This window comes from Rhizobium sp. 862_C5_N1_2 (assembly GCF_051811205.1).
Classification (GTDB): domain Bacteria; phylum Pseudomonadota; class Alphaproteobacteria; order Rhizobiales; family Rhizobiaceae; genus Rhizobium; species Rhizobium leguminosarum.
In genome coordinates, this window is the sequence record NZ_JBPWPT010000001.1 from 1,400,972 (window position 1) to 1,424,457 (window position 23,486).

Annotated in this window: 22 protein-coding genes; 21 read left to right on the plus strand and 1 reads right to left on the minus strand. The window is 60.8% G+C overall.

Going from position 1 to position 23,486, the window contains the following annotated elements; all coding sequences use genetic code 11:
- Positions 1 to 14: 14 nt before the first annotated feature.
- The 21 genes from ACD590_RS07100 (at position 15) to ACD590_RS07200 (ending at position 22,499) form a co-directional block, all read left to right on the plus strand.
- A complete protein-coding gene (locus ACD590_RS07100; protein ID WP_247265051.1) occupies positions 15 to 617 on the plus strand; it encodes an NADH-quinone oxidoreductase subunit C in 603 nt (200 codons plus the stop codon).
- A gap of 65 nt (positions 618 to 682) precedes the next feature.
- On the plus strand, positions 683 to 1,873 hold the full coding sequence (locus ACD590_RS07105; protein ID WP_018241591.1) for an NADH-quinone oxidoreductase subunit D: 1,191 nt from the start codon (positions 683 to 685) through the stop codon (positions 1,871 to 1,873).
- Entirely contained in the window at positions 1,873 to 2,145 is a 273-nt protein-coding gene (locus ACD590_RS07110; protein ID WP_018241592.1) for a hypothetical protein, read from the plus strand. Before ACD590_RS07105 ends, ACD590_RS07110 begins: the two co-directional genes overlap by 1 nt.
- 16 nt (positions 2,146 to 2,161) lie before the next feature.
- Positions 2,162 to 3,334 carry an NADH-quinone oxidoreductase subunit E gene (locus ACD590_RS07115; RefSeq protein WP_439002352.1) on the plus strand — a complete coding sequence of 391 codons (1,173 nt, stop codon included), beginning with the start codon at positions 2,162 to 2,164 and terminating at the stop codon, positions 3,332 to 3,334.
- Positions 3,335 to 3,337: 3 nt separating this feature from the next.
- Positions 3,338 to 4,642, plus strand: coding sequence for an NADH-quinone oxidoreductase subunit NuoF (gene nuoF / locus ACD590_RS07120; RefSeq protein WP_003547378.1), 1,305 nt, complete (start codon positions 3,338 to 3,340; stop codon positions 4,640 to 4,642).
- Positions 4,643 to 4,644: 2 nt separating this feature from the next.
- Positions 4,645 to 5,343: a 5' DNA nuclease gene (locus tag ACD590_RS07125; RefSeq protein WP_193444405.1), complete on the plus strand. Its 699-nt coding sequence runs from the start codon at positions 4,645 to 4,647 to the stop codon at positions 5,341 to 5,343.
- A gap of 223 nt (positions 5,344 to 5,566) precedes the next feature.
- Entirely contained in the window at positions 5,567 to 7,648 is a 2,082-nt protein-coding gene (gene nuoG / locus ACD590_RS07130) for an NADH-quinone oxidoreductase subunit NuoG (protein WP_047622589.1), read from the plus strand.
- Positions 7,649 to 7,660: 12 nt separating this feature from the next.
- On the plus strand, positions 7,661 to 8,704 hold the full coding sequence (gene nuoH / locus ACD590_RS07135; RefSeq protein ID WP_018241596.1) for an NADH-quinone oxidoreductase subunit NuoH: 1,044 nt from the start codon (positions 7,661 to 7,663) through the stop codon (positions 8,702 to 8,704).
- 40 nt (positions 8,705 to 8,744) lie between these two features.
- Positions 8,745 to 9,236 (plus strand): NADH-quinone oxidoreductase subunit NuoI, encoded by a 492-nt coding sequence (gene nuoI / locus ACD590_RS07140; RefSeq protein WP_003547385.1) that lies wholly within the window; start codon positions 8,745 to 8,747, stop codon positions 9,234 to 9,236.
- Positions 9,237 to 9,378: 142 nt separating this feature from the next.
- A complete protein-coding gene (locus tag ACD590_RS07145; RefSeq protein WP_003547387.1) occupies positions 9,379 to 9,993 on the plus strand; it encodes an NADH-quinone oxidoreductase subunit J in 615 nt (204 codons plus the stop codon).
- Between the two features lie 23 nt (positions 9,994 to 10,016).
- The gene (gene nuoK / locus ACD590_RS07150; protein ID WP_003547388.1) at positions 10,017 to 10,325 is read left to right on the plus strand and encodes an NADH-quinone oxidoreductase subunit NuoK; all 309 of its coding nucleotides are present in this window, start codon (positions 10,017 to 10,019) and stop codon (positions 10,323 to 10,325) included.
- A 7-nt stretch (positions 10,326 to 10,332) separates the two neighbouring features.
- Positions 10,333 to 12,330, plus strand: coding sequence for an NADH-quinone oxidoreductase subunit L (nuoL, locus tag ACD590_RS07155; RefSeq protein ID WP_247265049.1), 1,998 nt, complete (start codon positions 10,333 to 10,335; stop codon positions 12,328 to 12,330).
- Positions 12,330 to 13,841: an NADH-quinone oxidoreductase subunit M gene (locus tag ACD590_RS07160; RefSeq protein WP_018447545.1), complete on the plus strand. Its 1,512-nt coding sequence runs from the start codon at positions 12,330 to 12,332 to the stop codon at positions 13,839 to 13,841. The genes nuoL and ACD590_RS07160 overlap by 1 nt, the downstream gene beginning before the upstream one ends.
- 18 nt (positions 13,842 to 13,859) lie before the next feature.
- Complete coding sequence (gene nuoN / locus ACD590_RS07165; RefSeq protein WP_439002353.1) at positions 13,860 to 15,305, plus strand: NADH-quinone oxidoreductase subunit NuoN; 1,446 nt, start codon at positions 13,860 to 13,862, stop codon at positions 15,303 to 15,305.
- Positions 15,305 to 16,069: a biotin--[acetyl-CoA-carboxylase] ligase gene (locus ACD590_RS07170; protein ID WP_439002354.1), complete on the plus strand. Its 765-nt coding sequence runs from the start codon at positions 15,305 to 15,307 to the stop codon at positions 16,067 to 16,069. Before nuoN ends, ACD590_RS07170 begins: the two co-directional genes overlap by 1 nt.
- Positions 16,070 to 16,086: 17 nt before the next feature.
- A complete protein-coding gene (locus ACD590_RS07175; protein ID WP_439002355.1) occupies positions 16,087 to 17,757 on the plus strand; it encodes a ribonuclease J in 1,671 nt (556 codons plus the stop codon).
- Between the two features lie 2 nt (positions 17,758 to 17,759).
- Entirely contained in the window at positions 17,760 to 18,164 is a 405-nt protein-coding gene (gene mce / locus ACD590_RS07180; RefSeq protein ID WP_105005684.1) for a methylmalonyl-CoA epimerase, read from the plus strand.
- 131 nt (positions 18,165 to 18,295) lie between these two features.
- A complete protein-coding gene (locus ACD590_RS07185; protein ID WP_018241603.1) occupies positions 18,296 to 18,571 on the plus strand; it encodes a DUF1467 family protein in 276 nt (91 codons plus the stop codon).
- Positions 18,572 to 19,159: 588 nt separating this feature from the next.
- Positions 19,160 to 20,482 (plus strand): proline--tRNA ligase, encoded by a 1,323-nt coding sequence (proS, locus tag ACD590_RS07190; RefSeq protein ID WP_439002356.1) that lies wholly within the window; start codon positions 19,160 to 19,162, stop codon positions 20,480 to 20,482.
- Positions 20,483 to 20,496: 14 nt separating this feature from the next.
- Positions 20,497 to 21,801: a lipoprotein-releasing ABC transporter permease subunit gene (locus ACD590_RS07195; RefSeq protein WP_018241606.1), complete on the plus strand. Its 1,305-nt coding sequence runs from the start codon at positions 20,497 to 20,499 to the stop codon at positions 21,799 to 21,801.
- A 14-nt stretch (positions 21,802 to 21,815) separates the two neighbouring features.
- A complete protein-coding gene (locus tag ACD590_RS07200; protein ID WP_018241607.1) occupies positions 21,816 to 22,499 on the plus strand; it encodes an ABC transporter ATP-binding protein in 684 nt (227 codons plus the stop codon).
- A gap of 111 nt (positions 22,500 to 22,610) precedes the next feature.
- Here ACD590_RS07200 and ACD590_RS07205 read toward each other — a convergent pair whose 3' ends face one another.
- The gene (locus ACD590_RS07205) at positions 22,611 to 23,075 is read right to left on the minus strand and encodes a DUF5680 domain-containing protein (protein ID WP_439002357.1); all 465 of its coding nucleotides are present in this window, start codon (positions 23,073 to 23,075) and stop codon (positions 22,611 to 22,613) included.
- Positions 23,076 to 23,486 lie beyond the last annotated feature (411 nt).

A 23,486-nucleotide genomic window follows, 5' to 3' on the forward strand; every position in this document is an offset into this window, starting at 1 on the left:
TAAGGACAAGGCATATGAGTGAAGCCCTGACTGAGCTTGCGTCCTACCTTGGCGAAGCGCGCGCCAACCTGATCGCCGCATCGCAGATGAAGTATGGCGAGCTGACGCTGACGACGACGGGTGAAAACCTGGTCGCTCTTCTGACCTTCCTGCGCGACGACGCCAAATGCGGTTTCGTCAACCTGATCGATATTTGCGGGGTCGACTGGCCGCAGCGCGAGTTGCGTTTCGACGTCGTCTACCACCTGTTGTCGCCGAAGAAGAACCTGCGCATCCGCGTCAAGGTCCCGACCGACGAGGATACGCCGGTTCCGTCGGCCTGCCCCGTCTATCCAGGTGCCGACTGGTTCGAGCGCGAGACCTGGGACATGTATGGCGTGCTCTTCACCGGCCATCCGGACCTGCGCCGCATCCTGACCGACTATGGCTTCGAAGGCCATCCGCTGCGCAAGGACTTCCCGACCACCGGCTTCGTCGAAGTGCGTTACGACGACGCCGCAAAGCGCGTCGTCTACGAGCCGGTCGAGCTGAAGCAGGAATTCCGCAACTTCGACTTTATGTCGCCTTGGGAAGGCACGGAGTATGTGCTGCCCGGCGACGAAAAGGCGAAGCAATAAATTCAAGGCGGCTGGTGGGCTTAGCCCGCCATTCACTGGTTATCTGAGAACGCGAGCCCATCGCCATGACAGAACATAACGTCCGCAACTTCAACATCAACTTCGGACCGCAGCATCCGGCGGCGCATGGCGTTCTTCGTCTTGTCCTGGAGCTTGACGGCGAAATTGTGGAGCGTGTCGATCCGCATATCGGCCTTTTGCATCGCGGCACCGAGAAGCTGATCGAGACAAAGACCTATCTTCAGGCCGTGCCCTATTTCGATCGTCTCGACTACGTCGCGCCGATGAACCAGGAGCATGCCTATGCGATGGCCGTCGAAAAGCTGCTCGGCATTGAGATCCCGATTCGCGGCCAGCTGATCCGCGTTCTCTATTCGGAAATCGGTCGTATCCTCTCGCACCTTCTGAACGTCACGACGCAGGCCATGGACGTCGGCGCGCTGACGCCGCCGCTCTGGGGCTTCGAAGAGCGCGAAAAGCTGATGGTGTTCTACGAGCGCGCCAGCGGCTCACGCATGCACGCCGCCTATTTCCGTCCGGGTGGCGTCCACCAGGATCTGCCCGAACAGCTCGTGCAGGATATCGGCAACTGGTGCGACCCGTTCCTGAAGGCGCTCGACGACATCGACAACCTGTTGACCGGCAACCGTATCTTCAAGCAGCGCAACGTCGATATCGGCGTCGTCTCGCTGGAGGAATGCTGGGCCTGGGGCTTCTCCGGCGTCATGGTGCGCGGTTCGGGTGCGGCTTGGGATCTGCGTCGCGCCCAGCCGTATGAATGTTATTCCGATCTCGAATTCGACATTCCGATCGGCAAGAATGGCGACAACTACGACCGCTATCTGATCCGCATGATCGAGATGCGCGAGTCGGTTCGCATCATGAAGCAATGCGTCAACCGGCTGCTCTCGGATGCGAAGACCGGTCCTTTCTCGTCGATTGACGGCAAGGTCGTGCCGCCGAAGCGCGGCGAGATGAAGCGTTCGATGGAAGCGCTGATCCACCACTTCAAACTCTATACCGAAGGCTACCACGTGCCGGCCGGCGAGGTTTACGCCGCCGTCGAGGCGCCGAAGGGCGAGTTCGGCGTCTATCTGGTCTCCGACGGCACCAACAAGCCCTATCGCTGCAAGATCCGCGCCCCGGGCTACGCCCATCTGCAGGCCATGGATTTCATGTGCCGCGGCCACCAGCTTGCCGACGTCGCGGCCGTCCTCGGCTCGCTCGACATCGTCTTCGGTGAGGTGGACCGCTGATGCAGCTTCTGCCGCTGGCCGTCGTAATCCTTCTTTCGGCATCCGGGGTTTCGGCTCAGGAGTCCGATAGCCTCGGCACGCCGCTGGGCCGTAAGGAAGAGACGCCGCCGGCGCAGCAATCGTCCATGGGCGAGCTTTTGTCCAAGGGCTATCAGATCAAGGCTGCCATTCCGAACGGCAGCAAATTCGTAGTGTTTATGCAAAAAGACCAGTCGGCCTATGCCTGCGAAATGCAGTCTTTGACCGCTTCGCGGTGTGGAACCCTAAACTGACAAGGCGTGAGGAAGAATGTCCGTTCGTCGATTAGCCGAAGATCAATTCCAGCCTGCCGCATTCGCCTTCAGCGATGAGAATGCGGTCTGGGCGGACAAGACGATCCAGAAATACCCCGCCGGCCGCCAGCAATCGGCGGTCATTCCGCTGTTGATGCGGGCGCAGGAGCAGGACGGCTGGGTCACGCGCGCGGCGATCGAAAAGATCGCCGACATGCTCGACATGGCCTATATAAGAGTGCTCGAGGTCGCGACCTTCTATACGCAGTTCCAGCTGCACCCTGTGGGAACGCGCGCCCATGTCCAGGTCTGCGGCACGACGCCCTGCATGCTGCGCGGCTCGGAAGCGCTGATGTCGGTCTGCAAGAGCAAGATCCATGCCCATGCCTTCGAGCGTAACGCCGAAGGAACGTTGTCCTGGGAAGAGGTCGAATGTCTCGGGGCCTGTGTCAACGCCCCGATGGTGATGATCGGCAAGGACACCTATGAGGACCTGACGCCCGAGCGTCTCGAAGAGATCATCGACGTCTTTGCCGCCGGCAATGGCGCCAGCATCAAGCCCGGCACCCAGATCGACCGCGTGTTTTCGGCGCCTGAAGGCGGCCTGACCTCGCTGACGACGGAAGAGCCGAAGGCAAGGACGCGCGCCAAGAAGGCCAATGCCGAAACCGTGTCGGCTCCAGTCGACGCCGCGCCGGTTCCGCCCTCCGAGGCCGCGCGCCCGAAGAGCACCGACGCCGAGACCAATGCTGCCCTGAAGACGCCGGCAACGGCGCCGAAGGCGGCTGCGAAAAACGCAAAGGCTGCCGAGCAGCAGCCGATATCAGGCACTGCGGCCGCCGAACCGGCGCCGAAAGCTGCCGTCAAGGCTGAAGCTGCCCCTGCGGCAAAGCCTGCTCTGACCGACAAGAACCGTCCGGCTGGCGTCGAAAAGCCTGCCGCACCGGATGATCTGAAGATGATCTCGGGTGTCGGCCCGAAAATCGAGGCGACGTTGAACGAAATCGGCATCTTCACCTTTGCGCAGGTCGCAGGCTGGAAGAAGGCCGAACGCGAATGGGTCGACGGCTACCTGAACTTCCGCGGCCGCATCGAGCGCGATGACTGGGTCAAGCAGGCCAAGGCGCTCGCCAAGGGCGGGGAAGCGGAATATATCAAGGTCTTCGGCAAGAAGCCGGGTAAGAGGTGAAGCATGTTACAAGATAAAGACCGCATCTTTACCAATATCTACGGCCTCAAGGACAAATCCCTGAAGGGCGCGATGAGCCGCGGCCACTGGGACGGCACCAAGCAGATCCTCGAAAAGGGCCGCGACTGGATCATCAACGAGATGAAGGCGTCTGGTCTTCGCGGTCGTGGCGGCGCCGGTTTCCCCACAGGTCTCAAATGGTCCTTCATGCCGAAGGAAAGCGACGGCCGCCCACATTACCTCGTCGTCAACGCTGACGAATCGGAGCCCGGCACCTGCAAGGACCGCGATATCATGCGCCACGATCCGCATACGCTGATCGAAGGCTGTGTCATCGCGAGCTTCGCCATGGGCGCCAATGCGGCCTACATCTATGTGCGCGGCGAATATATAAGAGAGCGCGAAGCGCTGCAGGCGGCGATCGACGAATGCTATGATTATGGCCTGCTCGGCAAGAACAACAAGCTCGGCTGGGACATGGACATCTTCGTCCATCACGGCGCCGGCGCCTATATCTGCGGCGAGGAAACCGCGCTGCTCGAAAGCCTCGAAGGCAAGAAGGGCCAGCCGCGCCTGAAGCCGCCGTTCCCGGCCAATATGGGCCTCTACGGCTGCCCGACGACGGTCAACAATGTCGAATCGATCGCTGTTGCGCCGACGATCCTGCGCCGCGGCGCCGGTTGGTTCTCGGCCATCGGCCGCCCGAACAATGTCGGCACCAAGCTGTTCATGCTCTCCGGCCACGTCAACAAGCCGTGCACGGTCGAAGAGGAAATGGGTATCACCTTCCGCGAACTGGTCGACCGCCATGCCGGCGGCATCCGCGGCGGCTGGGACAACCTGCTTGCCGTCATTCCGGGCGGGGCGTCCTGCCCGATCGTTCCTGCCAAGGACATCATCGATTGCCCGATGGATTTCGACGGCCTGCGCGGCGTCGGCTCTTCCTTCGGTACTGCCGCCGCGATCGTCATGGACAAGTCCACCGACGTCATCAAGGCGATCGCCCGTATCTCCGCCTTCTTCAAGCATGAGAGCTGCGGCCAGTGCACGCCCTGCCGCGAAGGCACCGGCTGGATGTGGCGCGTGATGGAACGCATGGCCAAGGGCAATGCCCAGAAGCGCGAAATCGACATGCTGTTCCAGGTGACGAAGCAGATCGAGGGCCATACCATCTGTGCGCTGGGCGATGCAGCCGCATGGCCGGTGCAGGGTCTGATCCGTAACTTCCGTCCCGAGATCGAAAAGCGCATCGACCAGTATACGGCAAGCGCCCTCGATCACGGTGCGGTTCTGGAGGCGGCTGAATAATCATGGCGGACAACGCATCCAAGGTTGGGAAGAAGGAAGAAGTCACCGATTTCGCGGCCGGTTTCGGCCGTCTTGCCGCCGAGATGCTGGAAAATGCACGGGCGATGCCGGTGCATCCGCTGATGGCGCATCCCGCTGCAGCCTTTGCTGCCGCAACGGCGATCGGCTTCGGTTTCTCGACCCAGATGGCGGGCGCCTTCTTCGGCGCCTTCCAGAGCGCCCTGGAAACGACCGGCAAGGTCGCGGCCGCCCTCGATGACACGCCGCCGGACGAACTGAAGCCCGATGTCGATATCCGGCCGGAGAATATTCGCCCGGATGTCAGGGCTTTCACCAAGCCGCCGGCTGAGAAGAAGGCAAGGCCGACCCTGACTGTTGTCAAGCCGGTCAGCGAGCCGACCCCAGCCAGCCACACGAAGCCAGCAAGCCAAGTGAAGACCAGCCAACCAAAGCCGGCTGTGAAGGCAAAACCGGTTGCGCGTAGGAAGGCCGACGATCTGAAGCTGATCGCCGGCATCGGCCCGAAGCTGGAGCAGGTGCTGAATGCCAAGGGCATTCGCAACTTCGCTGAGATCGCCGCCTGGACCGACGAGGAAATCGCCCGGCTCGACGCCGAACTCGGCTTCAATGGCCGCATCGGCCGTGACGACTGGACCGGTCAGGCGAAAATTCTGGCGGGACGGGGCCGCAGGAAGAAATGAACTGTCCGGCCGTGCAATCGGCCGGAAGGATGGGCAGATCGGCGGACGGGCGGGGACCTCAAGCTGTAGATGCCGGTGCGGGTTCCGGGTCTGGAATGCGCGACAGAGAATTTGGGCGACATCAGATGTCGGCAGGACGAAAGATCCGGCTTGGCAATGAGAGTGTTGCAAAAATAGGTTTGTTTGCCGTCATCAGGCAAACGGGAAACAGGACTGAGCGACGATGGCAAAACTGAAGATTGACGGCAACGAGATCGAAGTTCCGGATCATTTCACGCTATTGCAGGCGTGTGAGGATGCCGGTGCCGAGGTTCCGCGCTTCTGCTTCCACGAGCGCCTGTCGGTTGCCGGCAATTGCCGCATGTGCCTCGTCGAGGTAAAGGGCGGACCGCCGAAGCCGCAGGCTTCCTGCGCCATGAGCGTGCGCGATATCCGCGGCGGCCCTAACGGCGAACTGCCTGAGGTCTTCACCAACACGCCGATGGTCAAGAAGGCCCGCGAAGGCGTGATGGAATTCCTGCTGATCAACCATCCGCTGGATTGCCCGATCTGCGACCAGGGCGGCGAATGCGACCTGCAGGACCAGGCGATGGCCTTTGGTATCGACACCTCGCGCTATCAGGAAGACAAGCGCGCCGTCGAAGACAAGTATATCGGCCCGCTCGTCAAGACGGTGATGAACCGCTGCATCCACTGCACGCGCTGCGTCCGCTTCACGACCGAGGTCGCCGGCATTTCGGAACTCGGCCTGATCGGCCGCGGCGAGGATGCCGAGATCACCACCTATCTCGAACAGGCGATGACCTCCGAGCTGCAGGGCAACGTCGTCGACCTTTGCCCGGTCGGCGCGCTTACCTCGAAGCCCTTCGCGTTTACCGCGCGCCCGTGGGAATTGAACAAGACCGAATCGATCGACGTCATGGATGCCGTCGGTTCGGCGATCCGCGTCGATACCCGCGGCCGCGAAGTCATGCGCATCCTGCCGCGCGTCAATGAGACGATCAACGAAGAGTGGATCTCCGACAAGAGCCGCTTCATCTGGGACGGCCTGAAGACCCAGCGCCTCGATCGGCCTTATGTTCGCCGCGACGGCCGCCTGCAGCCCGCTACCTGGGCCGAAGCCTTCGGCGCCATCAAGGCCGCGGTCGGCGCGACCTCGGGCGACAAGATCGGCGCTATCGCCGGCGATCTCGCTTCCGTCGAGGAGATGTATGCGCTCTCCGAACTGGTGAAGTCGCTGGGGTCAGCCAATCTCGACTGTCGCCAGGATGGGGCGGCACTCGATCCGTCGCTCGGCCGTGCAAGCTACCTGTTCAACCCGACCATATCGGGCATCGACCAGGCCGATGCGCTGCTGATCATCGGCGCCAATCCGCGCTTCGAGGCCGCCATCCTCAACGCCCGCATCCGCAAGCGCTGGCGCCGCGGCAAGTTCCCGATCGGCGTGATCGGCGAGCCGGGCGAACTGCGCTACAGCTATGATTACCTCGGCGGCGGTCCCGACACGCTGAAGGATCTGGTCGACGGCACCCACGCCTTCGCCGACGTGCTGAAGAACGCCGCCAAGCCGATGATCATCATCGGCCAGGGCGCGCTGTCGCGCACCGATGGCGCCGGCGTTCTCGCCAGTGCTGCCAAGCTCGCCGGTTCGGTCGGCGCGGTCGTCGAAGGCTGGAACGGCTTTGCCGTCCTCCATACCGCTGCCTCGCGTGTCGGCGGCCTCGATCTCGGCTTCGTGCCGGGCACCAAGGGCGTCAACGCTGCCGAGATGCTGACGGCGATGGACGTGCTCTTCCTGCTCGGTGCCGACGAACTCGACTTCACCGCCAAGAAGGCCAAGCTCACCGTCTATATCGGCTCGCATGGCGACAACGGCGCACACCATGCCGACGTCATCCTGCCGGCGGCAGCCTATACCGAAAAGTCCGGCACCTGGGTCAACACCGAAGGCCGCGTCCAGATGGGCAATCGCGCAGGTTTTGCGCCGGGTGACGCCCGCGAGGACTGGGCGATCATCCGTGCCCTTTCCGACGTGCTCGGCAAGAAGCTTCCCTTCGATTCGCTCAGCGAATTGCGTGTCCGCCTCTATGCCGCTTTCCCGCATTTCGCCGCCATCGACGAGATCGCCGAAACCGATAGCGCCCAAATTGCCGCAGTTGCGAAAAAAGCCGGCAAGATGAACAAATCCGGGTTTGCGTCGCCGGTGAAAGACTTCTATTTGACGAACCCGATAGCGCGTGCCTCGGCTGTCATGGCGGAGTGCTCGGCATTGGCCCGCAACAACTTCAAAGTCGCGGCAGAGTAAGGGCAGGGGACTATGGATTCTTTCTTTTCGACCTATGTCTGGCCGGCGATCATCATGATTGGTCAGTCGCTGCTGCTTCTCGTCTGCCTGCTCGTCTTCATCGCCTACGTGCTGCTCGCCGACCGCAAGATCTGGGCGGCCGTGCAGCTGCGCCGCGGGCCGAACGTCGTCGGTCCCTTCGGCCTGTTTCAGTCCTTCGCCGACCTTTTGAAGTTCGTCTTCAAGGAGCCGATCATTCCGGCCGGCGCCAACAAGGCGGTGTTCCTGCTTGCCCCGCTGGTGACGGTGCTTCTGGCGCTATCCACCTGGGCGGTGGTGCCGCTGGCCGACGGATGGGTGATCGCCAACATCAATGTCGGCATCCTCTATATTTTCGCGATCTCCTCGCTCGAGGTTTACGGCATCATCATGGGCGGCTGGGCTTCGAACTCGAAGTATCCGTTCCTCGGTGCGCTGCGCTCGGCGGCCCAGATGGTGTCCTATGAAGTCTCGATCGGCTTTGTCATCGTCACCGTGCTTCTCTGCGTCGGCTCGCTGAATCTGACCGATATCGTCAATGCGCAGCATACCGGCCTCGGCACCATGCTCGGCCTGCCGGCGTCGTTCCTCGACTGGCACTGGCTGTCGCTGTTCCCGATGTTCATCATCTTCTTCATTTCGGCACTCGCCGAGACGAACCGTCCGCCCTTCGACCTTCCGGAAGCTGAATCGGAACTCGTTGCCGGCTTCATGGTCGAATACGGCTCCTCGCCCTACATGATGTTCATGCTCGGCGAATATGCGGCCGTCTGCCTGATGTGCGCGCTGACGACGATCCTCTTCCTCGGCGGCTGGCTGCCCCCGGTCGATATCTGGATCCTCAACTGGGTCCCAGGAATCATCTGGTTCACGCTGAAGGCCTGCCTGGTGTTCTTCATGTTCGCGATGGTCAAGGCCTTCGTTCCGCGCTACCGCTACGACCAGCTCATGCGCCTCGGCTGGAAGGTCTTCCTGCCGCTGTCGCTCGCCATGGTCGTCATCGTTGCATTCGTGCTGAAACTGACGGGTTGGGCATGATCATGCCCGCTCTTGTTTCCGGCAAAATTGGAGGTTGAAGATGGCTAGCTTGTCCGGCTCCATCAGCTCGCTGTTTCTCAAGGAATTCGTCGGCGCGTTCTTTCTGTCGATGCGCTATTTCTTCCGCCAGAAGGCGACGATCAACTATCCCTTCGAAAAAGGCCCGGTCTCCCCGCGTTTCCGCGGCGAGCATGCGCTGCGCCGTTATCCGAACGGCGAGGAACGCTGCATCGCCTGCAAGCTCTGCGAGGCGATCTGTCCTGCCCAGGCGATCACCATCGAGGCGGGTCCCCGCCGCAATGACGGCACGCGCCGTACGGTGCGCTACGACATCGACATGGTGAAGTGCATCTATTGCGGCTTCTGCCAGGAAGCCTGCCCGGTCGACGCGATCGTCGAAGGCCCGAATTTCGAATTTGCGACGGAAACCCGCGAAGAGCTCTATTTCGACAAGGCGCGGCTTCTGGACAACGGAGACCGGTGGGAGCGCGAAATCGCCCGCAACATCGCGATCGACTCGCCGTACCGCTGATCGAGTTTTTGAAATGCCGTAATGGAGCTTGAGCGCTTCGGTCGCGGTCAATATGCACAGGAGTTTTGCCGGTCAGCCGCGCAAAGTTCTATCGGGCAGAAAAACTCCCGGCTGCCCGGGGGAAGATGAAAAAGGCACCAACATGGGTCTGCAGGCTCTATTTTTCTATCTTTTCGCCTTTGTCGCGGTGGCGTCGGCGTTCATGGTCATCTGGGCGAAGAACCCGGTTCACTCGGTTCTGTTCCTGATCCTGGTGTTCTTCAATGCGGCCGGCCTCTTCCTGCTGCTCGGTGCCGAATTCCTGGCGATGATCCTGCTTGTCGTCTATGTCGGCGCCGTCGCCGTGCTCTTCCTCTTCGTGGTGATGATGCTCGATATCGACTTCACCGAACTGAGGGCCGGCGTTCTCGAATATGCGCCGATCGGCGGGCTGATCGGGGTGATCCTCGCAGCCGAACTGATCGTCGTCATCGGTGGCAGTGTCATCTCGCCTGAGATCGCCAAATCAGTCGCCATGCCGATCCCGGCGCTGAGCGAGCGCACCAATACCGCCGCTCTCGGCGACGTGCTCTACACCAACTACGTCTATTTCTTCCAGATCGCCGGTCTGGTGCTGCTGGTCGCCATGATCGGCGCGATCGTGCTGACGTTGAGACATCGCACCAACATCAAGCGGCAGAATATTCCCAGGCAGGTTGCCCGCACGCCGGCCACCGCCGTCGAGGTGGTTTCGGTCAAGCCCGGGCAGGGCGTCTAAAGGCAGGTCAAGGAACAAAGAACATGGTCATCGGACTTTCCCACTACCTGACGGTCAGCGCCATCCTCTTCACGCTTGGCGTCTTCGGCATCTTCCTGAACCGGAAGAACGTCATCGTCATCCTGATGTCGATCGAACTGATCCTGCTCGCCGTCAACATCAACATGGTCGCCTTCTCCTCCTTCCTGAACGACATCGTCGGGCAGGTCTTCGCGCTGTTCATCCTGACGGTCGCGGCTGCCGAAGCGGCGATCGGTCTTGCAATTCTCGTTGTCTTCTACCGCAACCGCGGCTCGATCGCGGTCGAAGACGTCAATATGATGAAGGGCTGAGTGGCTCATGTTCCTCTATAAGGCTATCGTCTTTCTTCCCTTGATCGGTGCAATCGTCGCCGGCCTTTTTGGCCGCTCGATCGGCGCCAAGGCTTCGGAATATGTCACCAGCGGCCTGATGATCATCGCCGCCATCCTGTCCTGGGTCGTCTTCTTCACCGTCGGCATGGGCCATGCCGAAGGTGGCCCGATCAAGGTCGAGGTGCTGCGCTGGATCCAGTCCGGCGGCATCGACGTCTCCTGGTCGCTGCGCGTGGATACGCTGACCTCCGTCATGCTGATCGTCGTCAACACGGTCTCGACGCTGGTGCATGTCTATTCGATCGGCTACATGCATACCGATCCGCATCGCCCGCGCTTCTTCGCCTATCTCTCGCTCTTCACCTTCGCCATGCTGATGCTGGTGACCGCTGACAACCTTGCCCAGATGTTCTTCGGCTGGGAAGGCGTCGGTCTCGCCTCCTATCTGCTGATCGGCTTCTGGTTCAAGAAGCCGTCGGCGACGGCTGCGGCAATGAAGGCCTTCATCGTCAACCGCGTCGGCGACTTCGGCTTCGTGCTCGGCATTGCCGGCGTCTTCGTGCTGTTCGGCTCGATCAACCTCGACACGATCTTCGCCAATGCCTCGAACTTCGCCCCGCATGAAGGCGGCGAAGCGGGCGAGGTGTTCCTCAATCTCTTCGGCATGCAGCTCGATAAGGCGCATGCGCTGACCGGCATCTGCCTGCTGCTCTTCATGGGCGCGATGGGCAAGTCGGCGCAGTTCCTGCTGCACACCTGGCTGCCGGACGCCATGGAAGGCCCGACCCCGGTCTCGGCTCTGATCCATGCCGCCACCATGGTCACCGCCGGCGTCTTCCTCGTCGCCCGCATGTCGCCGCTCTTCGAACTGTCGCCGGATGCGCTGGTTGTCGTCACCGTGATCGGCGCCATCACCGCCTTCTTCGCGGCAACAGTCGCTCTCGTGCAGAACGACATCAAGCGTGTCATCGCCTATTCCACCTGCTCGCAGCTCGGCTACATGTTCGTGGCACTCGGAGCCGGGGCTTATGGCGCAGCGATCTTCCATCTCTTCACGCACGCTTTTTTCAAGGCGCTGCTCTTCCTCTGCGCCGGCTCGGTCATCCATGCCGTCGATGGCGAGCAGGACATGCGCTACATGGGCGGCCTGTGGCCGCATATTAAAGTTACTGCCGTGCTGATGATCATCGGCACGCTGGCGATCACCGGTTTTGGCATTCCCTTCACGCCGATCGGTTTTGCCGGCTTCTTCTCCAAGGACGTGATCATCGAGGCGACCTATGCATCGCATTCGCCGGTCTCGGGCTTTGCCTTCTCGCTGCTGGTCATTGCGGCTCTGTTCACCAGCTTCTATTCCTGGCGCCTGATCTTCATGACCTTCTTCGGCAAGCCACGCGCCTCGCACGAGGTGATGCACCACGTCCACGAGTCGCCGCAGGTCATGCTGGTGCCGCTCTATCTCCTCGCGATCGGCGCTGTGCTTGCTGGCGTGATCTTCGAAGGTCGCTTCTACGGCGAGGAATATGCCGAGTTCTGGAAGGGCGCGCTCTTCACCGGCGCCGAGAACGAACTTGTCGAAGAGTTCCACCATGTTCCGGCGCTCGTGGGCTTGAGCCCGTTCATCGCTATGATCCTCGGCTTTGTCACCGCCTGGTACATGTATATCCGCTCGCCGCAGACGCCGCGCATCCTGGCGCAGCAGCACCGCGTGCTCTACCAGTTCCTGTTGAACAAGTGGTATTTCGACGAGCTCTATGACTTCCTCTTCGTCCGCTCCGCCAAGGCACTCGGCCGCTTCCTGTGGAAGAAAGGTGATGTCGGCGTCATCGACACCTACGGCCCGAACGGCGTCGCCGCCCGCGTCGTCGCCGTCACCGATCGCGTGGTTCGCCTGCAGACCGGTTACCTCTATCACTACGCCTTCGCCATGCTGATCGGCATTGCGGCGCTCGTTACCTGGATGATGCTCGGGAGTTCCTTCTGATGACCGATTGGCCTATTCTTTCAACGGTCACCTTCCTGCCGCTCGTCGGCGTGGTGCTCCTGCTATTGATGAACGGCGAGAGCGAAACCGGCCGGAAGAACGTGCTGTGGATCTCGCTGATCACCACCGTCTTCACTTTCGTCGTCTCGCTTTTCATCTGGACCGGCTTCGACAATGCCAATCCGGGCTTCCAGATGCTCGAAAAGCATGACTGGCTCGGCACCGGCATCGGCTACCACGTCGGCGTCGACGGCATCTCGATGCTGTTTGTCATCCTGTCGACCTTCCTCATGCCCTTCTGCGTGCTGGCGAGCTGGCTCTCGATCGAGAAGCGCCTGAAGGAATATATGATCGCCTTCCTCATCCTCGAAACGATGATGATCGGCGTCTTCGTCTCGCTTGATATCGTGCTCTTCTACGTCTTCTTCGAGGCGGGCCTCATTCCGATGTTCCTGATCATCGGCGTCTGGGGCGGCAAGGACCGCGTCTATGCGAGCTACAAGTTCTTCCTCTATACGCTGCTCGGCTCGGTGCTGATGCTGCTCGCCATCATGGCGATGTACTGGCAGGCCGGCACGACCGATATCACCGCGCTGCTCGCCTACAAGTTCCCGCCGGCGCTGCAGACCTGGTTATGGCTTGCCTTCTTCGCCTCCTTCGCGGTGAAGATGCCGATGTGGCCGGTCCATACCTGGCTTCCGGATGCCCACGTTCAGGCGCCGACGGCAGGTTCGGTGATCCTGGCCGGCGTTCTGCTGAAGCTCGGCGGCTACGGTCTCATCCGCTTCTCGCTCGGCATGTTCCCGGTGGCGTCCGATTATTTCGCGCCGCTTGTCTTCGCCATGTCCGTTATCGCCATCATCTATACCTCTCTGGTGGCGATGATGCAGGATGATATCAAGAAGCTCATCGCCTATTCCTCCGTGGCGCACATGGGCTACGTGACCATGGGCATCTTTGCCGCCAACATGCAGGGCGTCCAGGGCTCGATCTTCCAGATGCTCTCGCACGGCATCGTCTCCGGCGCGCTCTTCCTCTGCGTCGGCGTCGTCTACGACCGTACCCACACCCGCGAGATCAACGCCTATGGCGGCCTCGTCAACAATATGCCGAAATATGCCGTGGCGATGATGGTCTTCACCATGGCAAATGTCGGGCTTCCCGGCACGTCGGGCTTCATCGGCGAATTCCTGACGCTGATCGGCGTCTTCCGTGTCAATACCTGGGTGGCGCTCTTTGCCGCAACCGGCGTCATCCTCTCGGCCGCCTACGCGCTCTGGCTTTATCGCCGGGTGATCTTCGGCGCGCTGGAGAAGGAGAAGCTGAAGGCGCTGCTCGATCTTTCCAGACGCGAACAGTTGATCCTCTACCCGCTGGTCGCGCTGACCATCTTCTTCGGCGTTTATCCGGCTCCGGTCTTCGATGCGACGGCCGCCTCGGTGGATCTGCTGGTCAACAACTACACGGCCGCCGTGCACGCAGCGCAGAATGTTGCGCTGTCTATGAAATGATGACGGGACTTATTGGACATGACCGCTGAAACAATTCTTCTCAGTCTGCATCTTTCCGCGCCGGAGCTCATCCTCGCGGTCGGCGCCCTTGTCCTGTTGATGGTCGGCGTCTTCTCAGGCGAGCGGTCGGGCCTTGTCGTCACCGGCCTCGCCATCGTCCTGCTCCTGGCCTCCGGCCTGTGGCTGCTCTTCGTGCCGGCAGAAGGCCTTGCCTATGGCGGCGTCTACATGGCCGACGGCTTCTCGCGCTTCATGAAGCTGGTGGCGCTCATCGGTTCGCTGGTTGCCATGTTCATGTCGATCGGCCACGCCCGCGAAAATCAGCTCGACAAGTTCGAGTTCCCGGTTCTCCTGGTGCTTGCGACCCTCGGCATCCTGCTGATGATCTCGGCCAACGACCTGATCTCGCTCTATCTCGCGCTGGAACTGCAGTCGCTGGCGCTTTATGTCGTCGCCGCGATCAACCGTGACAGCCTGAAGTCGACCGAAGCCGGCCTGAAATATTTCGTCCTCGGCGCGCTTTCCTCCGGCATGCTGCTCTACGGCATGTCGCTGGTCTATGGCTTCACCGGCCACACCCACTTCTCCGAGATCGCCCAGGCGCTGTCCGTCGAGGGTGCGCGCTCGCTCGGCCTCATCTTCGGCCTGGTCTTCATCCTCGCCGGCATCGCCTTCAAGATCTCGGCCGTTCCCTTCCACATGTGGACGCCGGACGTTTATGAAGGCGCGCCGACGCCGGTCACCGCCTTCCTTGCTGCAGCACCCAAGGTCGCCGCCATGGCGATGATGACCCGCATCGTCATCACCGCCTTCCACCCGGTTCTGGCGGACTGGCAGCAGGTCGTCGTCTTCATCTCGATCGCCTCGATGCTGCTCGGCTCGTTTGCGGCGATCGGCCAGAAGAATATCAAGCGACTGATGGCCTATTCCTCGATCGGTCATATGGGTTATGCGCTGGTCGGCCTTGCCGCCGGCAACCAGACCGGCGTCACCGGCGTTATGCTTTATATGGTCATCTACATGGTCATGACGCTCGGCAGCTTTGCGATCATCATGTCGATGCGCCGCAAGGACGGCACCGTCGTCGAGGAGGTCAACGATCTCGCCGGCCTCTCCACAACGAACCCGTTCATGGCCGTGGTGCTGACGGCGCTGATGTTCTCGCTCGCCGGCATCCCGCCGCTCGCCGGCTTCTTCGCGAAGTACTTCGTCTTCGTTGCCGCCATCGAGGCCAAGCTCTATGCGCTCGCCATCATCGGCGTTCTCGCCTCGGTCGTCGGGGCTTACTACTATCTGCGTGTCATCAAGCTGATGTGGTTCGATGAGGCGACCGGCGAATTCGCCCGTGTCTCCGGAACGCTGCGTCTGGTCTTCGGTCTCTCCGGTCTCTTCGTCACCGCCTATGTCCTCATCGGCGGCCCGATTGGTGGCGCGGCAGAGCTTGCCGCTGCGACGCTCTTTTGATGGCTTCCGACAGACGGCGCCGGATATCGCTCGGCGATTTCAGGCACGAGGCTCTGTCGGAAACATCGTCTACCAACAGCGAATGCCTCGCCCGGGCTCGGGCGGGCGATGGCGGTAATCTCTGGGTGACCGCCGAAAGGCAGACGGGCGGCCGCGGCCGCCGCGGCAGGCTCTGGGTTTCCGAGCGCGGCAATCTCTACGCTTCTCTTCTTCTGATCGACCCGGCCCCGATGGAACGCCTGGGCTCCCTGCCGCTGGCGATCGCCGTTGCGGTGCATCAGGCGATCCGCCGGGTGCTGCCGCCAGTTGCCGAACCGCTCGAGGTCAAATGGCCGAACGATATCCTCATCGGTCGAAAGAAGACCTGCGGCATTCTCGTCGAAGGTGAGGGGCTGCCGGACGGACGTTACGCGCTGATCGTCGGCATTGGCATCAATATCTCTGTGATGCCGGACAATCCGCTTTACCCGGTCACCTGCCTGCGCCAGCAGGGAAGCGCGGCTTCGCCGGAGGAACTCTTCGCACATCTCTTCGCCGTCACGGCGGAAGTGCTTGAAATATGGGACCAGGGCCGCGGCATCGGCGAGATCACGGCGCTCTGGCGCGCGATCGCCTGCGGCATCGGCGAAAAGATTACGGTGAATTTGCCGGACAGATCGATTTCCGGACAATTCGCGGGAATTGATGATAATGGCTTGTTGATGCTCGATACCGGCGCTGGCAGGATAATGCCCATTGCTGCCGGTGATGTGTTTTTTGGATAGCGGAACAAACGAAAATTATGGCGAAACAGGACGAACTGGTATTCCTGCCTCTGGGCGGCGTTGGCGAGATAGGCATGAATCTCGCTCTCTATGGCTACGGCCCGCCCGAGCATCGCCAGTGGATCATGGTCGATTGTGGCGTCACTTTTCCGGGGCCTGACCTGCCGGGTGTCGACCTCGTATTGCCCGATATCCGCTTCCTCGCCAGCGAACGAAAGAACCTCAAGGCGATCATCATCACCCATGCGCATGAAGACCATTATGGTGCGCTCGCCGACCTCTGGCCCGGCCTCAACGTGCCGGTCTATGCCTCTGGCTTTACATCAGGCCTGCTCGAAGCCAAGCGCAATTTCGAGAAGGCGACGATCGGCGAAGTGCCGGTGACGCCGTTCAAGGCAGGCGATACGATCAATGTCGGCCCCTTCAGCATCGAAGGTGTGGCCGTCAACCATTCGATCCCTGAGCCGATGTCGCTGATGATCCGCACGCCGGTCGGCAATATCATCCATACCGGCGACTGGAAGATCGACCATGAGCCTTCGCTCGGCCCCCTGACCGATGAGACACGTTTCCGCCAGCTCGGCGACGAGGGCGTGCTGGCGCTGATGTGCGATTCCACCAATGCGTTGCGCGACGGTGTTTCGCCCTCCGAGAAGGATGTGTCCGAAAGCCTGCGTAAGATCATCGAGAATGCCGAGGGCCGGGTGGCGATCACCACCTTCTCGTCGAATGTCGGGCGCATCCGTACCGTTGCCGAGGCTGCCGAGGCGGCAGGCCGTGAAGTGCTGCTGCTCGGCAGTTCGCTGAAGCGCGTCGTCAACGTCGCCCAGGACATCGGCCTGATGGAAGGCGTGAAGCCCTTCATCTCCGAGGACGAATACGGCTATATCCCGCGCGACAAGGTGGTCGTCATCCTGACCGGCAGCCAGGGCGAGGCGCGGGCAGCACTTGCCAAGCTCTCCCGCGACGAGATGCGCAATGTGGCGTTTGCGGCAGGCGATATCGTCGTCTTTTCCTCGCGCGCCATTCCCGGCAACGAGAAGGCGATCCAGGACATCAAGAACGGCCTCGTCGAGCAAGGTGTGCACATCATCACCGATACCGAGGCGCTGGTCCACGTTTCAGGCCATCCGCGCCGCAACGAGTTGCAGAGGATGTACGAGTGGACGCGGCCGAAGATCGTCGTGCCGGTGCACGGCGAGGCGACGCATCTGACGGCGCACAAGGAACTTGCCGAGCAATCCGGCATCGCCGTGGTGCCGCGCGTGCGCAACGGCGATATCCTGCGGCTGGCGCCCGGTCCCGTCGAGGTGATCGGCGAGGCGCCGCATGGCCGCATCTATAAGGACGGCACGCTGATCGGCGATTTCGACGAGATGGGTATCGGCGAGCGCAAGAAGCTCTCCTATGTCGGCCATGTCGCTGTTAACGTCGTGCTCGACGCCCGCTATGACATCGTCGGCGATCCCGATCTCGTTTCGATCGGCCTGCCGGTATATGACGACGAGGGCGAGGAGATGGAGGACACCCTCTTCGACGCCGCGATCAGCGCCATCGAGAGCATTCCGCGCGCCCGTCGCAAGGATATCGATATGCTGCAGGAGGCCGTGCGCCGCGCCATTCGCTCTGCTGCGAACCAGGCCTGGGGCAAGAAGCCCGTCGTCACCGCCTTCGTCACCAGGGTCTGACCATGCTCGGCCGGGTCAACCATATCGCCATCGCCGTGCCCGACCTGGCCGCGGCGACGGCGGCGTATCGCGATACGCTGGGTGCTGCCGTATCGCAGCCGCAGGCTCTGCCGGAGCATGGCGTCACCGTCGTTTTCGTCGAATTGCCGAACACCAAGGTCGAATTGCTGCAGCCGCTCGGCGATACTTCGCCGATCGCAGCCTTCCTCGAAAAGAACCCATCCGGCGGCATGCACCACATCTGCTACGAGGTGGACGATATTCTTCTCGCCCGTGACCGACTGGTAGAGGCGGGTGCCAGGGTGCTCGGCGACGGCCAGCCGAAAACCGGCGCGCATGGCAAGCCGGTGCTCTTTCTGCATCCCAAGGATTTCTTCGGCACGCTGATCGAACTCGAACAGGCCTGAGCCTGCGGCAGAGTGATAGCCCTGCTGCGGCAGAGTGACCAGAAGGCGGTTAAACGCTTCGCCTGCTTTGAGTTGGTCGCCATTCCGCCGTATAAGGACGCGATATCAGCGCGGCATCAACGGGAACAATAATGCTCCAGATCTTTCTTCAGGGATTTGCCGTCTACTTCATCATCTGGTGGATGACGCTTTTTGCCGTCCTGCCGATCGGCCTGCGCACCCAGGCGGACGACAACGACGTGGTGCTCGGCACCGTTCCGAGCGCGCCCACCCGGTTTCGCGCTGCTTTCGTGTTTTCACTGACGACGCTGATTTCGGCTCTGATCTACGGCCTATGGTATGTCTGCGACACCTATTTCGGCTGGGGCTTCGACGCACTGCCGCAACTCGGCCCCAGCTTCTATTGAACTGTGGCTTTTGCTCAAACTTTGAGCAGATGCAAGCTTAATGAAAGCGAACTTCGTCATACCAGCGTCATGCTGTTGCGGCAAAGAGCTCGCGTAACGGAATGAGGATCATCCCGTTACGGAAGTCGGCGGGACTTTTGGATGGGGCGAGGCCGAAATGCCAAAAAAAAACAAGGCTAAAAGCCTTGTTTTAAGTATCGCGTGATCTGTAACCGTTGCCGGGGCTGCGACGAGCGCGCCTAAGATCTGATCCTCCCAAGACTTGACCGCGAATTCGGCAAGAATTTAACTCCCTGCCTGTTTTGTGAGCTAAAACTAGCTCAAACATTGGGCTTTGTCATCAGCTTTTTTTGCATTTTTGCTACACTCTAGCAAAATTTTTCTGTTGACAAGATTTTCGTTCAAGTCCTTATAAACACGCGCTTTTTCACGACCTTCCATTTTGCGGGTGCGAACATGCGCTTCCGGGAGGTTGCCGACATCCGTTGCGGGTTTCCTTCCTGCCGCGAAGCGGCTATGAACGCTCTCACATCAACACTTGCCTTCGATTCCGCCTGCCGCGGGATCTCAACTGCTCCGGAATCCGCCATGCGTCTGTCCCGTTATTTCATGCCCATCCTCAAGGAAAATCCCAAGGAGGCGGAAATCGTCTCGCACCGGCTGATGCTGCGCGCCGGCATGATCCGCCAGCAGTCACAGGGCATCTATTCCTGGTTGCCGCTGGGCAAACGCGTGTTGGACAAGGTCAACGCCATTATCCGCGAGGAGCAGAACCGTGCCGGCGCCATCGAGCTTTCGATGCCGACCCTGCAATCGGCCGAGCTCTGGCAGGAAAGCGGCCGCTATGACGCCTACGGCAAGGAGATGCTGCGCATCAAGGACCGTCAGGATCGGCCGATGCTCTACGGCCCCACCAACGAAGAGATGGTGACGGATATTTTCCGCTCCTCCATCAAGTCCTACAAGGACCTGCCGCTTAATCTCTATCATATCCAGCTGAAGTTCCGTGACGAGATCCGTCCGCGCTTCGGCACCATGCGCTCGCGCGAATTCATGATGAAGGATGCCTATTCCTTCGATCTGACGCGCGAAGGGGCGGAGCATTCCTATAACAAGATGTTCGCCGCCTATCTCAGAACCTTCGACCGGCTCGGCCTGCGCGCCATACCGATGCGCGCCGACACCGGCCCGATCGGCGGCAAGCTCAGCCATGAATTCATCATCCTCGCCGACACGGGCGAATCCGAGGTCTTCTGCCATAAGGATTTCGTCGATTTCGATATTCCTGGTGAACATACCGATTTCGACAGTGTCGAGGGTTTGCAGGCGATCTTCGACAAGTGGACCTCGCTCTATGCGGCGACCTCGGAAATGCACGACGAGGCGGCCTTCAACGCCGTTCCCGAAGGCGACCGCCTGTCGGCACGCGGCATCGAGGTCGGCCATATCTTCTATTTCGGCACGAAATATTCCGAGCCGATGGGCGCGAAAGTGCAGGGACCTGATGGCAAGGAACACTTCGTTCACATGGGTTCCTACGGTATCGGCCCGACACGCCTTGTTCCCGCCATCATCGAAGCATCGCATGATGATAACGGAATCATCTGGCCGGCATCGGTCGCGCCCTTCGATATCGTTGTGATCAACATGAAGGCGGGCGATCAGGCCTGTGACGATACCTGCGAGTTGATCTATGCCGCGCTGACCAAGGCCGGCAAGGATGTGCTCTACGACGATACCGACGACCGGGCCGGCACCAAATTCGCGACCGCCGACTTGATCGGTGTGCCTGTCCAGATCATCGCCGGCCCGCGCGCGGTCGCAAACGGCGAAGTTGAGGTGAAAGACCGCAAGACCGGCGCCCGCGAAACGATGACCATCGAAGCGGCGATCAAACGGTTTGTGGCTTAGGAAACGGAGGCGAAATGGCAGAGGCAGCAGTGGACCGGAGTTCAAAATCCGGCTTGGGTCCGGCTGGCAAGCCATTTTCCACCTTTGAACGCCTCGTGGCGTGGCGTTATCTGCGCGCCCGCCGCAAGGAGGCCTTCATTTCAGTCATCGCCGGCTTCTCCTTCGTCGGCATCATGCTGGGTGTTGCGACGCTGATCATCGTCATGGCCGTGATGAACGGCTTCCGCACCGAACTCGTCTCGCGTATTCTCGGCATCAACGGCCACATGATCGTCCAGCCGGTCGACGGCCCCTTCACCGATTATCCTGTCCTCAGCGGCAAGCTCGCCGCCGTACCCGGCATCAAGATGGCGCTACCCCTGGTGGAAGGCCAGGTGCTCGCCTCCGCCCAGGCCGGTGGTAGCACCGGTGCGCTGGTGCGCGGCGCCCGCGCCGAGGACCTGACCAAGCTCAAGACGATCTCCGACAACATCAAATCAGGCGACATGGTGGGTTATGCCTCCGGCGAAGGCGTGCTGATCGGCACCCGCATGGCCGACCAGCTCGGTCTGCGCGTCGGCGACCTCATCACGCTGACCTCGCCGGAAGGCGACATCACGCCGATGGGCGTCAATCCGCGCATCAAGTCCTACAAGATCTCCGGGCTCTTCGAGATCGGCATGTCGGAATATGACTCCTCGATCATCTTCATGCCGCTCGAGGAAGCGCAGCTCTTTTTCAATGCAGAGGGACTGGTGCAGTCGATCGAGCTCTTCGTCGATAACCCCGACGATATCGACAATCTAAGGCCCAAGGTGGAGGAGGCAGCCGGCCGCCAGATCGCCATCACCGACTGGCGCCAGCGCAACCAGACCTTCTTCTCGGCGCTGCAGGTCGAGCGCAACGTCATGTTCATGATCCTGACGCTGATCGTGCTCGTGGCGGCTCTGAACATCATCTCCGGCCTCATCATGCTGGTGAAGGACAAGGGCAGCGATATCGCCATCCTGCGCACCATGGGCGCCAGCGCCGGTGCGATCATGCGCATCTTCTTCATGACCGGGGCGGCGATCGGCATTGTCGGTACCATTGCCGGCGTTCTGCTCGGCGTCCTCGTCTGCGTCAACATCGAATCCATCCGACAGTTCTTCTCCTGGATCTCAGGCACCGTGCTCTTCAATCCGCAGGTCTATTTCCTCAGCCAGCTGCCGGCCGAGATGGATCTCAGCGAAACGATCTCGATCGTCGTCATGGCGCTGACGCTCTCCTTCATCGCGACCATTTTCCCGGCCTGGCGTGCCTCCAGGCTCGATCCGGTGCAGGCCCTGCGCTACGAATAAGGAATGCCGCCTTCATGAATCGCAACGTCGTTCTCAAGCTTACCGGCGTCGAGCGCCAATACGGGCAGGGCCATACGCTGCTCCCGATCCTGAAGGGCGCGGATTTTTCGATGTCGAAGGGCGAGATCGTCGCTCTTGTCGCGCCCTCCGGCACCGGCAAATCGACGCTGCTGCATATCGCCGGCCTGCTGGAGCATCCGGACGGCGGTGAAGTTAACATCAACGGCCATGCCTGTGACGGCCTGAGCGACGAGAAACGCACTGCGATCCGCCGCAGTGAAATCGGCTTCGTCTACCAGTTCCATCACCTGCTGCCGGAATTCTCGGCGCTTGAAAATATCATGATGCCGCAACTGATCGCCGGGCTGTCCTGGAAGGAAGCCGGAGAGCGGGCCGGCCAGCTTCTCGATTATATGCGCATCGGCCATCGTGGCTCGCATCGCCCGGGCGAGCTTTCCGGCGGCGAGCAGCAGCGCGTTGCGATTGCCCGTGCCGTCGCCAATGCGCCGACTCTTCTTCTTGCCGACGAGCCGACCGGCAATCTCGATCCCGAAACGGCAAGCTACGTCTTCGATGCGCTGGAAGCGTTGGTGCGCCAGTCCGGCCTTGCTGCCCTCATCGCCACCCATAATCACGAGCTCGCCCGCCGCATGGATCGCCGCGTGACGATCTCTGACGGCAAGATCGTCGATTTCTGATGCATGTCGCCCAAAAGCCTGCAGTGGTTTTGGGATAACGACATGCATAAATCAGAGACTTAATGTGCATCGCATGAATCCAGATTGCCGCGATGCGCTTTAAGGCTGTGATCAGGGCACGATCAGCCCGCCGCGATAATCAAGCGCATAGGCCTTCTGGCCGCCGACCATGATGCATTCGTGGCCGCTGAACCGCTCGCAGCCGCCTTCGTTGCGATCGAGATAGCGGCCGAACGGATGGTCGAATTCCATTCCGCCAAGAAATCGGCCCTCTCGATACATCGCCGAAAGTGCAGCCTTGATCACCGTCCCGGCTACTGTGCCGTCGATGAGCTTCGGCGCGATGACGCAGCCGAAATAATTCATCGCCCAGATGGGCTCGTCGGCAAGCCACACCACCTCCTGTCCAGCGAAATCGGTGCCGCCGAAATAGCTGTCGAGATAGCGCCAGTCGCCGCGTTCGTAACCGATATCGTGGGAGCTCGGCCGGCAGGGTACGCTCGCTACGCCGCCGCCGACATAGGTCGCAGCCTTCGCCTCCACGACGAATTCGTTCAGCAACGGAATATCGAACATCTCGTTCTCCTCTTCTCGGCTGGATGCTGGCAAATATGCTGCGAGGTGTAAAGAACAAAAGAGGAACAAAGATTTGAAATAAACGGGTCGCATCGAGGAGGCTGGCCGTCTAGGCGCCATGACCGATCTGTGGCAGGCCAGAAGGGACAGCTTCCGCCCATATCATCGGGTACTGGCTCCCAGCGATTCGAATGTGCGCATCCCGGCATTTTTCAAACACAAGAAAGAAGGAAAAGATTCCTGTTGACAATAGAACATACATGGAACAAATTGACAACATAACGAGTAAAGGAGAGCCCGATGACTGACATGATCCGTGATATCGCAGCATTCACCTCCATCGCAATGTTCGTTGCCAGCTTCTCGCTCATCGTCATGGCGCTCTAAAGTTTTCAGGGGACCGCATGGTCA

Coding starts and splice junctions, on each gene's coding strand:
- ACD590_RS07115 (WP_439002352.1), top strand. CDS start 2,162: ATGTCCGTTCGTCGATTAGCCGAAGATCAATTCCAGCCTGCCGCATTC.
- proS (WP_439002356.1), top strand. CDS start 19,160: ATGCGTCTGTCCCGTTATTTCATGCCCATCCTCAAGGAAAATCCCAAG.
- nuoK (WP_003547388.1), top strand. CDS start 10,017: ATGGTCATCGGACTTTCCCACTACCTGACGGTCAGCGCCATCCTCTTC.
- ACD590_RS07195 (WP_018241606.1), top strand. CDS start 20,497: ATGGCAGAGGCAGCAGTGGACCGGAGTTCAAAATCCGGCTTGGGTCCG.
- ACD590_RS07175 (WP_439002355.1), top strand. CDS start 16,087: ATGGCGAAACAGGACGAACTGGTATTCCTGCCTCTGGGCGGCGTTGGC.
- mce (WP_105005684.1), top strand. CDS start 17,760: ATGCTCGGCCGGGTCAACCATATCGCCATCGCCGTGCCCGACCTGGCC.
- nuoL (WP_247265049.1), top strand. CDS start 10,333: ATGTTCCTCTATAAGGCTATCGTCTTTCTTCCCTTGATCGGTGCAATC.
- ACD590_RS07160 (WP_018447545.1), top strand. CDS start 12,330: ATGACCGATTGGCCTATTCTTTCAACGGTCACCTTCCTGCCGCTCGTC.
- ACD590_RS07100 (WP_247265051.1), top strand. CDS start 15: ATGAGTGAAGCCCTGACTGAGCTTGCGTCCTACCTTGGCGAAGCGCGC.
- nuoF (WP_003547378.1), top strand. CDS start 3,338: ATGTTACAAGATAAAGACCGCATCTTTACCAATATCTACGGCCTCAAG.
- ACD590_RS07170 (WP_439002354.1), top strand. CDS start 15,305: ATGGCTTCCGACAGACGGCGCCGGATATCGCTCGGCGATTTCAGGCAC.
- nuoG (WP_047622589.1), top strand. CDS start 5,567: ATGGCAAAACTGAAGATTGACGGCAACGAGATCGAAGTTCCGGATCAT.
- ACD590_RS07185 (WP_018241603.1), top strand. CDS start 18,296: ATGCTCCAGATCTTTCTTCAGGGATTTGCCGTCTACTTCATCATCTGG.
- ACD590_RS07105 (WP_018241591.1), top strand. CDS start 683: ATGACAGAACATAACGTCCGCAACTTCAACATCAACTTCGGACCGCAG.
- nuoH (WP_018241596.1), top strand. CDS start 7,661: ATGGATTCTTTCTTTTCGACCTATGTCTGGCCGGCGATCATCATGATT.
- ACD590_RS07110 (WP_018241592.1), top strand. CDS start 1,873: ATGCAGCTTCTGCCGCTGGCCGTCGTAATCCTTCTTTCGGCATCCGGG.
- nuoI (WP_003547385.1), top strand. CDS start 8,745: ATGGCTAGCTTGTCCGGCTCCATCAGCTCGCTGTTTCTCAAGGAATTC.
- ACD590_RS07145 (WP_003547387.1), top strand. CDS start 9,379: ATGGGTCTGCAGGCTCTATTTTTCTATCTTTTCGCCTTTGTCGCGGTG.
- ACD590_RS07125 (WP_193444405.1), top strand. CDS start 4,645: ATGGCGGACAACGCATCCAAGGTTGGGAAGAAGGAAGAAGTCACCGAT.
- ACD590_RS07205 (WP_439002357.1), bottom strand. CDS start 23,075: ATGTTCGATATTCCGTTGCTGAACGAATTCGTCGTGGAGGCGAAGGCT.
- nuoN (WP_439002353.1), top strand. CDS start 13,860: ATGACCGCTGAAACAATTCTTCTCAGTCTGCATCTTTCCGCGCCGGAG.
- ACD590_RS07200 (WP_018241607.1), top strand. CDS start 21,816: ATGAATCGCAACGTCGTTCTCAAGCTTACCGGCGTCGAGCGCCAATAC.